Consider the following 13,754-nt stretch of genomic DNA (forward strand, 5'->3'; position numbering starts at 1 on the left):
CAGCGCAGCCGCCCCCACATCAACGCCCTGACGGAGATGCACCTGCGGATACGCCGCCGCACCGACCTGAGGCCGGCTGGCCCACCTCGCACCCTGCAATGATGTCGACGCGGGAGATCGGGCGCAGCATGCGCTCAGAATCACGCCTGAGTCGTGGGGACGTGGCAAGAAGCCACGGGCGCTCTGAGCCTGTTCTTCGGCTTTGCCGAGGCCGCCGTCGGCCCCGAGTCAGCTCGCATGGCTACACATCTCGCTACAGGTCACACCCCAGCGGCCCGTCAAGAGACTTGCAAGAGGCCCTGGGCGACTGCCCAGGGCCTCTTGCCTGCGGTCCTGCTGGTCGGGGTGACAGGATTTGAACCTGCGACCTCTTCGTCCCGAACGAAGCGCGCTACCAAGCTGCGCCACACCCCGATCACGCCCGACGTGCGAGCGCCTCGCAAGGATAGCCGACGCGGGGCGGTGCTGCCGACGCCCCACATCACCCCGCCTCGTCCCCCGCCCCGTCAGCGTCACCCCGCGGCGGCGGGCACCAGGGTGAGCAGGGTGGCCTCGGGGTGGCAGGCGAAGCGCATCGGCGCGTAGGGCGAGGCGCCCAGCCCGGCGGACACGTGCAGCCACGCCTCGCGGCCGCCGGGTGCGCTCCACCGGGACAGGCCCTTGGCCTGCTGGCGCGGCAGGTCGCAGTTGGTGACGAGCGCCCCGAAGCCGGGTACGCACAGCTGCCCGCCGTGGGTGTGGCCGGCGAGGACGAGGGGGAAGCCGTCGCCGACCATCGCGTCGAGGGTGCGCCGGTAGGGGGCGTGGGCGACGCCGATGGTGAGGTCGGCCCCCGGGGAGGCCGGGCCGGCGACCTCCTCGTAGCGGTCCCACCGCAGGTGCGGGTCGTCCACCCCGACGAACTCCAGGGTGCGGCCGGCGACCTGGCGGGTGGCGCGGGCGTTGGTCAGGTCCGCCCAGCCCGCCTCGGAGAGGCCGCGCGCGAGGTCCCCCGTGGGCAGGCGGGTGCCCTCGACGTGCTTGGGGCCGCTGCGCGCCCACAGGTACCGCGACCAGTTCTTGGGGCGGGGGGCGAAGTAGTCGTTGGACCCCATGACGAAGACGCCCGGCAGGTGCAGCAGGGGCCCGAAGGCGTCCAGCAGGGGGCCGATGGAGCGCGCGGAGGAGATGTTGTCGCCGGTGTCGACGACGAGGTCCGGCTCCAGCTCCGCGAGGCCGCGCAGCCAGTCGAGCTTGCGCCGCTGCGTGGGCAGCAGGTGGATGTCCGAGAGGTGCAGCACCTTGATCGGGGCGGCGCCCGCGGGCAGGACCGGCACGTCGAAGCGGCGCAGGCGGAAGGCGTTCACCTCGTAGCCGGCGGCGTAGGCGAACCCGGCGGCACCGACGGCGGCGGTGGCTCCCAGCAGGCGCAGGGGGACGGCGAGGGACTGGCGCACCCGCACATCCTGGCAGCCCGCCCGTTCCGCCCTTCTCCGGGTTCGGGCACGCCTGCTCCCCGCGCGCACCGCCCGGACCCGGAGAAGGGCGGGCTCGAGACCCCCGCGCACCGCCCGGACCCGGAGGGGGGCGGGGTGCACGAAGGGCGGGCGCGGCGGACGGTGCGAGGATCGGCACATGCCGAGCACCTCCCTGAAGGACACCCTCCAGAACGACCTGACCGCCGCGATGCGCGCCCGCGACGAGCTGCGCTCCGCCACGCTGCGCATGGCGCTGACCGCCGTGAAGGGCGAGGAGGTCGCCGGGAAGACCGCCCGCGAGCTGTCCGACGACGAGGTCCTCAAGGTCCTGCAGCGGGAGGCGAAGAAGCGCCGCGAGGCCGCGGAGGCCTTCGCCGGCGCGGGCCGCGCGGAGTCCGCGCAGCGCGAGCGCGACGAGCTGGGTGTGCTGGAGGGCTACCTGCCCGCGCAGCTCTCCGACGAGGAGCTGAGCTCGATCGTGGAGGACGCCGTGCTGATCGCCACGGGCGAGGGCCTGACCGGGATGGGCGCCATGGGCGCGGTGATGCAGTCGGTGCGCGGCACCGTCGCCGGGCGCGCCGACGGCGGGCGGGTCGCGGCGGCCGTGAAGGCACGGCTCCAGGGCGGCTGACGTGCCGGGGCGCCGCGCCCCGACGACGACAGGCCCCCGCCGGCGCGTGCCGGTGGGGGCCTGTCGTCGTCGGAGGGCGGGTGCCGCCCCGCGGCGTCTCAGCCCGCGGGGGCGGGGCCGGCGGTGGCGTCCCCCGCGGGCGCGGCCGGGGCCGGCGCCGGGGCCACGGGGGCGGGGGCCGGCGGGGCCGGGTTCGGCGCCGGTGCGGACGGCTTCGGCTTCGGCTTCGGGGCCGGGCCCGCGCTGCGGACGATGGTGACCGTGTCGCCCGGGTCCGCGCTGCGCCCGGCGCCGGGGCTGGTGCTGACGACTGCGCCGGCGCGGACCTTGTCCGAGTTGACCCTCTTGGAGGAGACCTCCACCGAGAAGCCGGCGGCCTCCAGCGTCGCCCGCGCGGCGCTCACGCTGCGGCCGGAGACGTTCGGCACGCGCGTCGCCCCGTCGGGGTTGGTGGCCCGCAGGTTCTGCTCCGAGCCCGGCGCGAACCCGTCCGCCGGGAGGTTCAGCACCTTGGAGGCGTTGCCGACGAGGTCCGCCCAGATCGGGGCGGGGATCGTCGCGCCGTAGACGTTGCGGTACCTCTTCCCGTTGATGCGCTCGCGGTTGAGGCTGGAGTAGCCCTCGTGGTGACCGACCCACACCGAGGCGGCCAGGTGCGGGGTGTACCCGCTGAACCAGACGTTCTTCGACTCGTTCGTGGTGCCCGTCTTGCCCGCGACGGGACGGCCGATGCGCCGCACGTTCTTCGCGGTGCCGCTCGTCCAGGTGCCCTGCAGGGCCTCGTTCACGTTGCGCGCCACGTTCGGCTCCAGGGCCTGCTTGCAGTCCGCGCCGGGCACCGGCAGCGGCTCGCCCTTGGCGTTGCGCACCTCCAGCAGAGCGACCGGCCTGCAGTGCAGACCCTCCGCGGCGAACGCGGCGTACGCGCCGGCCATGTCCAGGGGCGCGACCTCCTGCGTGCCGAGCACGAAGGAGGGGAAGGCGTTGTCGAGCTCCGTGGTGAGCGGCGTGCTCCTGTCCTGGTTCTTGTGCGCGGCCCTGCCCTTGAACACCCCGAGGGACTGCGCGGTCTCGGCGACCCGGCAGATGTCGAGCTGCTTCACCATGCTGACGTAGGCGGTGTTCACGGAGTTGCGGGTGGCGTCCCGGATGGACATGCGGCCCGTGACGTTCGTCTCGGAGCCGGCGTTGCTGTACTTGTAGGGGTCGCCCCGCAGCTTCTGCCCGCAGGCGGTGAACGCCGACATCGGGTCCAGGCTGTTCGACGGCGCGTTCACCATCGAGTCCAGGGACCTGCCGGACTTCAGCCACTCCGCCAGCACGAACGGCTTGAAGGTCGAGCCCACCTGGAACCCGCCCGCGCCGCCGTGGGCCTTGTCGACGTTGTAGTTCAGCTCCGTGAACCCGATCTTCTCCTCCTCCGGGGAGTAGGTCGTGTTCTGCGCCATCGCGAGGATCTGCCCGGTGCGCGGCTGCACGAGCGAGGTGGCCGTGCGCGCCGCCTGCCCCGGGTTCACGCCGGCGTCCACGGCCGCCTTGGCGATGTCCTGGAGCCGCCGGTCCAGCGTGGTGCGGATCGTCAGCCCCCCGCGGCGCAGCAGCTTGGCGCGGTCCTCCGCGGTCTTGCCGTACATCGGGTCGGATCGGACGACGGCCGTCACGTAGTTGCAGAAGTAGGCCGCGCTGCCCGCCGACATGCAGCCCTGCTGGCTGCGCTGCACCGACTCCGGCGTGGGCAGCGGGGCCGCCACCGCCGCGTCGTGCTCGGCCTGCGGGATGTGACCGAGCTCCAGCATCCGCTTCAGGACGAGGTTGCGCCGCTGCAGGGCCCGGTCGGGGTGCTTCAGCGGGTTCAGGTCGTTGGGGTCCTGCACCAGACCCGCCAGCAGCGCCGCCTCGGGCAGCAGCAGGTCCCGGGCGGGCTTGTTGAAGTAGAAGCGGGAGGCCGCCTCCACGCCGTAGACCTGGTTGGCGAAGTACGTGATGTTGAGGTAGCCGGTGAGGATCTCGTCCTTCGACATCTCCTCCTCGACGTCGACGGCCATCTTCATCTCGCGCAGCTTGCGCGCGTAGCCGTCGGCGCCCTTGGAGGTGATGGCCGCGGCGATGGCCTTCTTGTCGCCCTTGGCGGCGGCCTGCTCCACGAGGACGTTCTTGACGTACTGCTGGGTCAGCGTGGAGGCGCCCTGGGAGGTGCTGCCGCTGGTGAGGTTGCTGACGAACGCGCGGCCGATGCCCTCCAGGTCCACGGGGCCGTGCTCGTAGAAGCGGTGGTCCTCGATCGAGATGATCGCCTTCTGCATGACCGGGGCGATCGCGTCCAGCGGCACCACCACGCGGTTCTGCTCGTACACCCGGGCCATGACCGAGCCGTCCGAGTACAGGATGGTCGTGGCCTGGGACAGCGTGTCGTCGCCGAGGTCCACGGGCAGGTCCTCGAAGACGTTCACGCCCTCCTGGGCCACCGCGCCCGTCGCCCCCACGGCCGGCATGACCAGCCCCGCCGTGAGCACGCCCGCAGCGGTGCTGACGGCGACGAAGGCCCCCAGCAGACGCAGGACGGGACGGTGCGCGTTGCCTGGTCCGCGGTTCGCCATAGCAGGAGGGTAGACAACGCGCACGCCCGCTGGGGACGAACCGGGGGCGCACACGCGGGACCATCACGACCCGATAACCGGACGGTCACCACCGGCCGGGGGTCCCGACGGGCCCTCCCGCGGGCTCCGGCCCCCGCCCGGACTAGTCACTCGGGACTACGGGCGTTCGTCACAACGTGCTCTGGGAGGGGTGTCGGGCCCGAGTCTACGTTGGGACCGCACCCGCTCGCCGGGTGTTGGGGGAAATATCAGATCGCCGCCCGTGGGGGGACCCTGCCGAGAGGCCGGGCCGTGGGCGGTGGAGCGGAAGGACCGCCGAGATGGTGTGGACGTTGGAGTGGGCAGGCCGGGGCGCGTGTGCGTCGAACTCCGCCGACGAGCTGTTCGTGCAGGGCTCCGCCCAGAACAGGGCCAAGGCGGTGTGCGCGGGGTGCCCCGTCCGCACCGAGTGCCTGGCCGACGCGCTGGACAGCCGCGTCGAGTACGGCGTCTGGGGCGGCATGACCGAGCGCGAGCGCCGCGCCCTCCTCAAGCGCAGGCCGAACGTGCAGTCCTGGCGCCGGCTGCTGGAGGTCGCCCGCGACCAGCACCTGGAGCAGGCCGCCACGACCGTCACCGGGGCACCCGCCAGCCGCCCCGCCGCGGTGGCCGGCCCCGTCACCCGCGCCGGCTGAGCGTCCCGCCGCGCGCCCCGGCCGGGCGCGCGGCGCGAGGTGCCGGACCGCGCGGGGCGGGCACGGCTACGGTGGCGCCCATGACGACGTGGGAGTACGCGACCGTGCCGCTGATCGTGCACGCGACCAAGCAGATCCTCGACCAGTGGGGCTCCGACGGGTGGGAGCTCGTCCAGGTCGTCCCCGGCCCGGGCGGCAACGGCCTCGTCGCCTACCTCAAGCGGCCCACCGCGTGAGCCCCGCCACCGGCCGCGTCGCCGCCCGCCTCGCGGAGCTGGGCCTGGAGCTGCCGCCGGTGGCGGCTCCCCTGGCGAGCTACGTGCCCGCCGTGCGCGACGGCGACCTCGTCTGGACGTCCGGGCAGGTGCCCCTCGTGGGCGGGTCGCTGCCCGTCAGCGGCAAGGTCGGGAACGGGCCGGGGCTCGTGCCGCCCGCCGAGGCCGCCGGGCTCGCCCGCACCTGCGCCCTCAACGCCCTGGCCGCCGTGGCCGCCGTGATCGGCGACCTCGACCTCGTCGAGCGCGTCGTGAAGGTCGTCGGCTACGTCGCCAGCGACCCCGCCTTCACCGGCCAGCCCGCCGTCGTCAACGGCGCCAGCCAGCTCCTCGCGGACGTCCTCGGCGAGGCCGGGGTGCACGCCCGCAGCGCCGTCGGGGTCACCGTGCTGCCCCTCGACGCCCCCGTGGAGGTCGAGCTCGTCGTGCGGGTGCGCCCCGCGTGACGACGGGCCCGGAGGGTGACGCGCGCCCGCCGGAGCGGGACGGTGACGCGCCGGCGCCGTGGCGCGGGGGCAGGGTGACGCCCCGCGCCACGTGCGTGCTCGCCCCCAACCCCGGGCCCATGACGCTCGACGGCACGAACACGTGGGTCCTGTCCGAACCCGGCTCCGCCCGCGCCGTCGTCGTCGACCCCGGCCCCGCCGACGAGGACCACCTGCAGGCGATCCGCACCGCCCTGGCCCGCCGCCGCGCCCGCCCGGCCGTGGTGCTGCTCACCCACTCCCACCTCGACCACACCGAGGCCGCGGAACGGCTCGCCACCTCCGCCGGGGTCGACGTCGTGCCCGCCGCGAGCTGGGCGGACGGCGAGGCGCTGGACGTGGAAGGTCTCCAGCTCACCGTCCTGCGCACCCCCGGGCACACCGCGGACTCCGTCTGCTTCGCCGTGCCCGCCGACCGCGCCCTGCTCACCGGCGACACCGTGCTCGGGCGCGGCTCCACCGTCCTGGCGGAGGACGGCTCCCTCACCGACCACCTCACCACCCTGCACCGTCTCGCCGACCTGGCCGCGCCCACCCCCGAGCAGCCGGGCCTCGACGTGCTGCTGCCCGGCCACGGCCCTGTGCTCACCGACCCCGCGGACGTCCTGCGGCGCTACCTCGCCCACCGCGAGGAGCGGCTGGAGCAGGTGCGTGCGGCGCTGGAGGGCGGCGCGGCGAGCGTCGCCGACGTCCTCGCGCGGGTCTACCCCGGCGTGGAGGGCAAGCTGCTGCAGGCGGCGACGTGGTCCGTGCGCGCCCAGCTGGAGCACCTCGGCGCCACCCTGCCCTGAGCCCGGGACGGCGCCGGGGAGGCGGCCGGCCCGTTGCTAGGCTCGCCCGGCGCCGGCCGCTCCAGCGGACCGGGCGGGGGAGGGAGCACATGGCCCAGGACGCAGCCGGCACCACCGGCGGGATCACCGCCGACCACCCGGCCGTGCGGGAGCTCGGGGTGCTGCGGCACAGCATCGACAACCTCGACGCCGCCCTCGTCCACCTGCTCGCCGAGCGGTTCAAGCTCACCCAGCGCGTCGGGGTCCTCAAGGCCACCCACGCCCTGCCGCCCGCCGACCCCGAGCGCGAGGCCCAGCAGATGGAGCGGCTGCGCCGGCTCGCCGTCGACGCCCAGCTCGACCCCGCCTTCGCGGAGAAGTTCCTCGCCTTCGTCATCTCCGAGGTGATCCGGCACCACGAGAGCATCCGCGGCACCTGAACCGGCACCGGTACCAGGGCGGTCGGCGCGGCCGGGCCGTGCGGCGCTCCTCAGGCGGGGACGGGCACCGGCTCGGCGCCGGCCGCACCCCCCTCCGCGGCCACCGGCCCACCCGTGCACAGCTCCACGCGGTCGCGGCCGTTCGCCTTCGCCCGGTACAGCGCCCCGTCGGCACGGCGGTACAGCTCGTCCACGTCGTCGACGACGTGCCCGGCGGCCACCCCCACGCTCACCGTGAAGGCGGGCAGGTCCCCGCCCCCGGCCTTGGAGGCCGCCACCCGCAGCTCCTCCGCCACGAACAGCGCCTGCCGCTCGCGCGCCCGCGGGAGCACCACGAGGAACTCCTCGCCCCCCAGGCGGGCGACGTTCGCCCCCCTCGGCACCCCCGCGCGCAGCACCTCCCCCAGCCGGGCGAGGACCGCGTCACCGGCCACGTGCCCGGCGGTGTCGTTGACCCTCTTGAAGTGGTCCACGTCCAGCAGCAGCAGCGCCGCCTGCTGCCCCGCGGCGCCGTGCTCGGCCCGCCAGGCCTCCCCGGCGCGCGCCAGGCCGTTGCGGTTGAGCACCCCCGTCAGCGGGTCCACGGTGGCCTGCAGCCGCAGCTCCACCAGCAGGAAGTCCAGGCGGGCGCGCAGCCACGTCACCGCGTGCGCCAGCAGCGCCAGGCTCAGCCCGACCGTGCCCAGCGCCTGGCCCACCTCGGCCGCGTCCGCCCCGGCACCGAGGAGGAAACCGGCGTAGACGGCGAGCAGGACCACCAGCTGCACCCACGTCTCGCGGCGGCTGCGCAGCAGCCCCAGCTGCAGGACCAGCTGCACGAACAGGACGGCGCCGCCGGTCGCGGTGCTCGTCTGCTGCCCGTTCACGGCGTAGTTGGCGATGCCGACCACACCGGGGAGGGTCAGGGCGCTGAGCACACCGGCGGGCAGGTCGCGGGCCACCAGCAGGGTGACCACCCCGAGGACGACGCACGACCAGCCGAAGACGTCGACGAAGGGCGAGTCCACCACCGTCAGCGCCATCGTGGAGCCCACGAGGCACATCACCCCGCTGATGCGGGCGTCGAGGAGGCGCGCCTCACGACTGCCCAGCGGGGGGACCTGCCACGTCGAGCTCATGCCTGCGGCATCGACACGTCCGGCCCCTCCCCTGAGGAGGAACCACCCGTGCGGCGGTCAGCGGGCGCGGCGGGTCAGGCGCTCCACGTCGTGCAGGACGACCGCGCGGGCCTCCAGCCGCAGCCAGCCGCGCGAGGCGAAGTCCGCCAGCGCCTTGTTCACCGTCTCCCGCGACGCGCCCACGAGCTGCGCCAGCTCCTCCTGCGTCAGGTCGTGCGCGACGAGCACCCCGTCCCCGATCGGGCGGCCAAAGCGGCGCGAGAGGTCCAGCAGCGCCTTCGCCACCCGGCCCGGGACGTCCGTGAACACCAGGTCCGCCAGGGCGACGTTCGTGCGGCGCAGCCGCTGCGCCAGCGCCTGCAGCAGGTGCCGGGCGACCTCGGGCCGGCGGGCAAGCCACTCCAGCATCTCGTCGTGGCTCAGGGCCAGCAGCTCCGTCTCCGCCACCGCCCGCGCCGAGCTCGTGCGCGGCCCCGGGTCGAAGAGGGACAGCTCCCCGAACATCTCCCCCGGGCCCATGATGGCCAGCAGGTTCTCCCGCCCGTCCGGGGCGCTGCGGCCCAGCTTGATCTTGCCCTCGCGGATGACGTACACCCGGTGCCCGGGCTCGCCCTCGGAGAACAGGACCTGCCCGCGGTCCAGGTGCACCGTCTCCATCGAGGACAGCAGCTCCGCGGCGGCCTCGTCGTCCAGCGCCGCGAACAGCGGTGCGCGGCGGACGACGTCACCACCCCGGTCACCGGCACGCTCGCCGGGCGGGGTGCCCCGCTGCTCCTCGTCCACGTCGCGCTTCCTTCCAGCAGTCCGGCACCGGGCGGCACCCGCCCACGGGGCCGGTGTCAGTGTGCCGCACACCACACGACCCGGCCCGGGGGGAGCCGCGGGCGGGGACGGGAGGAACCCCGGGCGGACGCCCGGAGCGCCCGGGCGGGGATGCTCAGGCGGACGTCAGGGCCGCGGTGCGGCGCTCCGCCAGCACGTCGGTCACCACGGCCAGCTCCGCCCGCAGCGCCCCCTCGTACCCGGCCAGGCGCCGCCGGGCCTCCCGCAGCCGCGACAGCTCCACCTCCAGGCCCCCGGGCGGCGCGGTGCCCGCGGGGGCACCGGCCAGCAGCAGGGAGCGCAGGCCGTGCCCCGGCTCCGTCAGCCCGTGCCCGGCGAGGTCCGCGGCGGCGTGCACGTCCAGGGGGCCACCCGCGCAGGCCGCCTCCAGAGGCACGGACAGGTCCTCCAGGCCCGTGGCCAGGGCCAGCACGACGTCCTGCCGCGCCCGCACGAGCCGCTGCCACCGGGCGGCGCCGTCCGCCTCCGCCAGCAGCGCGCACCGGCGCGCACGCAGGCTCGGCAGGGACAGCTCCTCCAGCTCCCGCCGCGGCGAGCGCGCGGGCTCCGCGCCCCCGCCGGTGGTCGCCAGGACCACCAGGTCCGACCCCACCTCGTCCTGCGCACCCGCTCCGCTCACCATGCACCAGGGATCGTCCCGCCACCGGCGCGCCTTGACCCGGCGGGGGCAGCCTCACCCTCGTGGTGCAGCGCCACCGGAGGGCCCGCACCCCGCCCGCGCCCCGCCCGCACCCGGCCTCGTGCCGGCCGCTCCCCGCCCCGTGCCGGGGGGCGGGTGGCGACGTACCCTCGCCCCGTGCCCGCACATCGCGCGCCCCTCCCGGCGCAGGCCCGGCCGGGCACCCCCGCGGCGGCCGCCGAGACCCCGCTGGCCCGCACCCGGCGCGCGCGCCGCATCCACCGGCTGCTGGCCGAGCGCTACCCCGACGCCCACTGCGAGCTGGAGTTCCGCACCCCCCTGCAGCTGCTCGTGGCGACCGTGCTGTCCGCCCAGTGCACCGACAAGCGGGTCAACCAGGTCACCCCCGCCCTGTTCGCGCGCTACCCCGACGCGGCCGCGCTGGCCTCCGCGGACCGGGCCGAGCTGGAGGAGCTGGTGCGCCCCACCGGGTTCTTCCGCGCCAAGTCGGACGCGATCCTCAAGCTCGCCGCACGGCTGGTCGAGGACTACGCAGGTGAGGTGCCACCGCGCCAGGAGGACCTGGTGACGCTCCCCGGGGTCGGTCGCAAGACCGCCAACGTCGTCCTCGGCGACGCCTTCGGCATCCCCGGCCTCACCGTCGACACCCACGTCGGACGCCTCTCCCGCCGCCTGGGCCTCACCAGCCGGGAGGACCCCGTGAAGGTCGAGCAGGACCTCGCCGCGCTGTTCCCGCGCCGCGACCACACGATCCTGTCGCACCGCCTGATCTTCCACGGGCGCCGCACCTGCCACGCGCGCCGCCCCGCCTGCGGCGCCTGCCCCGTGGCGTCCCTGTGCCCGTCGTACGGGACCGGTGAGACGGACCCGCGCCGGGCCGCCGCCCTCGTGCGCGACACCCCCGGCACCGCCGGTGGGACCGGCACCCCCGGCACCGCCGGTGGGACCGGCACCGCCGGGAGCGCCGGGTGAGCGCCGGGCCGCCCCGCTGGCTCACCCCCCTCACCGCCGCCCTGCCCGGGCTGCGCGACGGCGGACCCGGCTGGGGCGCGCGCTCCGTGCGGGTGGACCCCACCGCCCCCCGCCGCCCCGCCGCGGTCCTGCTGCTGCTGGCCGACGGCCCCGACGGCCCCGCGCTGCTGCTCACCGAGCGCGCCGCGGGGCTGCGCAAGCACTCCGGCCAGGTCGCCTTCCCCGGCGGCGGCGCCGACCCCGACGACGACGGCCCCGCGGCCACCGCGCTGCGCGAGGCCGCGGAGGAGACCGGCCTGGACCCGGCCGGGGTGGAGGTACTCGGCACCCTGCCCTCCGTGCACGTCCCCGTCTCCGGGTACGAGGTGACCCCCGTCCTGGCGTGGTGGCGCACCCCCTCGCCCGTCGCGGTCGTCGACCCCACCGAGTGCGCGCGCGTGGAGGTCGTCCCCGTCGCGGAGCTCACCGACCCCGCCGCCCGCTTCCAGGTGCGCGTCCCCTCCGGCTACACCGGCCCCGCCTTCGCGGTGCGCGGGCTGCTCGTGTGGGGTTTCACCGCCGAGGTGCTGCACCGGGTGCTGGCCCTCGGGGGCTTCGAGCGTCCCTGGGACCGCTCCCGCACCGTGCCGATCGCCGACGCCCTCGCCGACGTGGACGCCGCGCTGCTCGCCGCCGGCGGGGGTGCCCCGTGACCGGCTCCACCGCACTGGACCTCGTGCTGGCCGCGCTGCTGCTGGCGCAGGTCGCCGCCGGCTACCGCGAGGGTCTCGTCGTCGGCGCGTTCGGCCTCCTCGGGCTCGTCGCCGGTGCCACCGCCGGCGCCCTGCTCGCCCCGCGCGCCTTCGCCGTCTGGGAGGCCGGCCCGACCCGCACCCTCGCCGTCGTCGTCTGCGTCGTGCTCCTCGCGCTGCTCGGCAGGCTCGCCGCCGGCGGCCTCGGGGTGCGGCTGCGCCGCGGGGTGCGCTCGAAGCCCGTGCGCCTCGCCGACGCCGGCCTCGGCGCCACCGCCGGCGCCGTCACGACCGTGCTGGTGATCTGGGTGCTCGCCGGTGCCGCCCGCGGCTACCCCCTGCCCGCCGTCACCGACGCCGTGGGCGGCTCCCGGGTCGTCGCCGCCGTCGAGGCCGCCGTGCCGCCGTCCACCTACCAGGTGCTCGACCTGTTCTGGTCCTCCGCCGACGACACGGGTTTCCCGCGGGTGTTCACGGCCCTGCAGGAGGAGACGGTCCGCCCCGTGGACCCGCCCGCCGCGCAGGTCCCGCAGACCCCGGGCCTGCGGGAGGCGCAGCGCAGCGTCGTGAAGGTCACCGGTGTGGCGCGGCCCTGCACGCGCGGCCTGGAGGGCAGCGGCTTCGTGCTGCGCCAGGAGGGCGACAGCGCCCTGGTCGTGACGAACGCCCACGTCGTCGCGGGCGTCACCGAGCCCCTCGTGCAGCCCCAGGGCGTCGGCCTGCGGCACCGCGCGCGCGTCGTGCTCTTCGACGCCGGCCGCGACGTGGCCGTGCTGCACGTCGCGGGCCTGGACGCCCCCGCGCTGCGGGTGGTGCCCACCCTGGAGCGCGGCGCGCCCGGGGTGGTCGCCGGCTTCCCCCTCGACGGGCCGTACACCCTCGCCACCGCGCGGGTGCGGGAGATCCTCGACGCCGCGGGCCGCGACATCCACGACAGCGCCGACGTCGTCCGCGAGGTGTACGCGATCTACGGGACGGTGGAGCCGGGCAACTCCGGCGGCCCGATGCTCACGGAGGCCGGCGAGGTCGCCGGGCTGGTCTTCGCCCGGTCCGTCGAGCACCCCGACACCGGCTACGTGCTGACGCCCGACGAGATGGGGGAGGCGCTCGCGGCCCTCGACCCCTCCCTGCGCCCCGTCGCCACCGGCGGCTGCACGAAGGCGGCCTCCGAGGCCGCCGGCGGCTGAGCGGGCCGGCTCACCAGCGGGCCAGCCACGACAGCAGCGCCGCGCTGACGTGGTCGGAGGCCTCCTCGGGCAGGAAGTGCCCGGCGCCGCGGATCTCCTGCACCCGGTGCGGGCCGGAGACCAGGCCGGACGCCGCCCGCACCACCGACGCCGGCAGGGTGGGGTCCTGCTCGCCGTGCAGCTGGAGCACCGGGGAGTCCACGCCCCGTCGCAGGGCCGCGGCGAAGCGGCGTCCCTCCTCGCTGAGCGGTGAGCGGGCGATCCAGCGGTGGTACTCCCCCGCGGCGTGCGCCACGAACGGCACCCGCGCCGCCTCCCGGTAGCGCTCCAGCGCCGCCTCGTCGGGCCACCCCGGCCCGGACCAGGAACCCAGCACCTCGTCCACGGCGTCGCCGGCCACGAGCCGGCGCTCCCCCAGGGACGGCACCTGCCACCCGGCGAACAGGGCCAGCGCACCCCGCCCCGCGGCCGTGCGCAGCGAGCCGGTCAGCGCCGCGCGCCACAGCAGCGGGTGGGCGCAGGCCAGCACGCCCACCCCGCGCGTCAGCCGCGGGTACAGGGCGGGCATGGCCCAGGCCGTGCGCCCGCCCAGGCCGTGGCCGACGACGAAGGCCTGCGTCTCCCCCAGCGCCCGCACGACGCCCGCCACGTCACCGGCGGAGGTGGGGGTGTCGTAGCCGCGCGGCGGCTTGTCCGAGGCGCCGAAGCCGCGCAGGTCCACGGCGACGGCGCGGTAGCCGGCGTCGGCGAGGTCGCACAGCTGCCAGCGCCACGCCCACCAGAACTGGGGGAAGCCGTGCAGCAGGACCACCAGCGGCCCCTCACCCGCCTCCACGACGTGGAAGCGGGCCCCGTGGGCGGCGACGAAGCGGTGCTGCCAGGGACCGTGGACGAGGACCGCCGAGGCGTCCGCGGAGTCCTCCGGGCGCACGGG

At 76.1% G+C, this 13,754-nt stretch carries 15 protein-coding genes and 1 tRNA gene; 9 read left to right on the forward strand and 7 right to left on the reverse strand.

Annotation, left to right across the window (positions count from 1 at the left end):
* Nucleotides 1-337: 337 nt before the first annotated feature.
* Nucleotides 338-414, reverse strand: a tRNA-Pro gene (locus ACYQBY_RS12100).
* Between the two features lie 98 nt (nt 415-512).
* The gene (locus tag ACYQBY_RS12105; protein ID WP_459644100.1) at nt 513-1,436 is read right to left on the reverse strand and encodes a metallophosphoesterase; all 924 of its coding nucleotides are present in this window, start codon (nt 1,434-1,436) and stop codon (nt 513-515) included.
* A gap of 178 nt (nt 1,437-1,614) precedes the next feature.
* On the opposite strand from ACYQBY_RS12105, the gene ACYQBY_RS12110 reads away from it, so the two are divergent.
* Nucleotides 1,615-2,088 carry a GatB/YqeY domain-containing protein gene (locus tag ACYQBY_RS12110; RefSeq protein WP_459644101.1) on the forward strand — a complete coding sequence of 158 codons (474 nt, stop codon included), beginning with the start codon at nt 1,615-1,617 and terminating at the stop codon, nt 2,086-2,088.
* A 98-nt stretch (nt 2,089-2,186) separates the two neighbouring features.
* Here ACYQBY_RS12110 and ACYQBY_RS12115 read toward each other — a convergent pair whose 3' ends face one another.
* The gene (locus tag ACYQBY_RS12115; protein ID WP_459644102.1) at nt 2,187-4,685 is read right to left on the reverse strand and encodes a penicillin-binding protein; all 2,499 of its coding nucleotides are present in this window, start codon (nt 4,683-4,685) and stop codon (nt 2,187-2,189) included.
* A gap of 320 nt (nt 4,686-5,005) precedes the next feature.
* Here ACYQBY_RS12115 and ACYQBY_RS12120 point away from each other — a divergent pair, with 320 nt between their 5' ends.
* The 5 genes from ACYQBY_RS12120 to ACYQBY_RS12140 all read left to right on the forward strand — a co-directional run bounded on the left by ACYQBY_RS12120 (nt 5,006) and on the right by ACYQBY_RS12140 (nt 7,329).
* A complete protein-coding gene (locus ACYQBY_RS12120) occupies nt 5,006-5,359 on the forward strand; it encodes a WhiB family transcriptional regulator (RefSeq protein ID WP_459644103.1) in 354 nt (117 codons plus the stop codon).
* Nucleotides 5,360-5,439: 80 nt separating this feature from the next.
* Complete coding sequence (locus ACYQBY_RS12125) at nt 5,440-5,595, forward strand: DUF4177 domain-containing protein (protein ID WP_459644104.1); 156 nt, start codon at nt 5,440-5,442, stop codon at nt 5,593-5,595.
* Nucleotides 5,592-6,080, forward strand: a complete 489-nt coding sequence (locus ACYQBY_RS12130) for a RidA family protein (protein ID WP_459644105.1) — start codon at nt 5,592-5,594, stop codon at nt 6,078-6,080. Before ACYQBY_RS12125 ends, ACYQBY_RS12130 begins: the two co-directional genes overlap by 4 nt.
* 74 nt (nt 6,081-6,154) lie before the next feature.
* A complete protein-coding gene (locus ACYQBY_RS12135; protein WP_459644106.1) occupies nt 6,155-6,910 on the forward strand; it encodes an MBL fold metallo-hydrolase in 756 nt (251 codons plus the stop codon).
* 89 nt (nt 6,911-6,999) lie between these two features.
* Complete coding sequence (locus ACYQBY_RS12140; RefSeq protein WP_459644107.1) at nt 7,000-7,329, forward strand: chorismate mutase; 330 nt, start codon at nt 7,000-7,002, stop codon at nt 7,327-7,329.
* Nucleotides 7,330-7,379: 50 nt separating this feature from the next.
* On the opposite strand, the gene ACYQBY_RS12145 is transcribed toward ACYQBY_RS12140, so the two are convergent.
* The 3 genes from ACYQBY_RS12145 to ACYQBY_RS12155 form a co-directional block, all read right to left on the reverse strand.
* Nucleotides 7,380-8,447, reverse strand: a complete 1,068-nt coding sequence (locus ACYQBY_RS12145) for a GGDEF domain-containing protein (protein ID WP_459644108.1) — start codon at nt 8,445-8,447, stop codon at nt 7,380-7,382.
* Nucleotides 8,448-8,504: 57 nt separating this feature from the next.
* Nucleotides 8,505-9,230, reverse strand: a complete 726-nt coding sequence (locus ACYQBY_RS12150) for a Crp/Fnr family transcriptional regulator (protein ID WP_459644109.1) — start codon at nt 9,228-9,230, stop codon at nt 8,505-8,507.
* A gap of 154 nt (nt 9,231-9,384) precedes the next feature.
* Nucleotides 9,385-9,909: a hypothetical protein gene (locus ACYQBY_RS12155; protein WP_459644110.1), complete on the reverse strand. Its 525-nt coding sequence runs from the start codon at nt 9,907-9,909 to the stop codon at nt 9,385-9,387.
* Nucleotides 9,910-10,086: 177 nt separating this feature from the next.
* On the opposite strand from ACYQBY_RS12155, the gene nth reads away from it, so the two are divergent.
* From nth to ACYQBY_RS12170, 3 genes are read left to right on the forward strand one after another with little or no spacing between them, the layout of a single operon-like run.
* Nucleotides 10,087-10,902, forward strand: a complete 816-nt coding sequence (gene nth, locus ACYQBY_RS12160; RefSeq protein WP_459644111.1) for an endonuclease III — start codon at nt 10,087-10,089, stop codon at nt 10,900-10,902.
* On the forward strand, nt 10,899-11,594 hold the full coding sequence (locus tag ACYQBY_RS12165) for an NUDIX hydrolase (RefSeq protein ID WP_459644112.1): 696 nt from the start codon (nt 10,899-10,901) through the stop codon (nt 11,592-11,594). Before nth ends, ACYQBY_RS12165 begins: the two co-directional genes overlap by 4 nt.
* Complete coding sequence (locus ACYQBY_RS12170) at nt 11,591-12,820, forward strand: MarP family serine protease (protein WP_459644113.1); 1,230 nt, start codon at nt 11,591-11,593, stop codon at nt 12,818-12,820. Before ACYQBY_RS12165 ends, ACYQBY_RS12170 begins: the two co-directional genes overlap by 4 nt.
* Nucleotides 12,821-12,830: 10 nt before the next feature.
* On the opposite strand, the gene ACYQBY_RS12175 is transcribed toward ACYQBY_RS12170, so the two are convergent.
* Nucleotides 12,831-13,751, reverse strand: a complete 921-nt coding sequence (locus ACYQBY_RS12175; RefSeq protein WP_459644114.1) for an alpha/beta fold hydrolase — start codon at nt 13,749-13,751, stop codon at nt 12,831-12,833.
* Between the last annotated feature and the right edge of the window lie 3 nt (nt 13,752-13,754).

Source organism: Kineococcus anabasis (assembly GCF_054590795.1).

Coding starts and splice junctions, on each gene's coding strand:
- ACYQBY_RS12110 (WP_459644101.1), top strand. CDS start 1,615: ATGCCGAGCACCTCCCTGAAGGACACCCTCCAGAACGACCTGACCGCC.
- ACYQBY_RS12115 (WP_459644102.1), bottom strand. CDS start 4,685: ATGGCGAACCGCGGACCAGGCAACGCGCACCGTCCCGTCCTGCGTCTG.
- ACYQBY_RS12120 (WP_459644103.1), top strand. CDS start 5,006: ATGGTGTGGACGTTGGAGTGGGCAGGCCGGGGCGCGTGTGCGTCGAAC.
- ACYQBY_RS12125 (WP_459644104.1), top strand. CDS start 5,440: ATGACGACGTGGGAGTACGCGACCGTGCCGCTGATCGTGCACGCGACC.
- ACYQBY_RS12140 (WP_459644107.1), top strand. CDS start 7,000: ATGGCCCAGGACGCAGCCGGCACCACCGGCGGGATCACCGCCGACCAC.
- ACYQBY_RS12145 (WP_459644108.1), bottom strand. CDS start 8,447: ATGAGCTCGACGTGGCAGGTCCCCCCGCTGGGCAGTCGTGAGGCGCGC.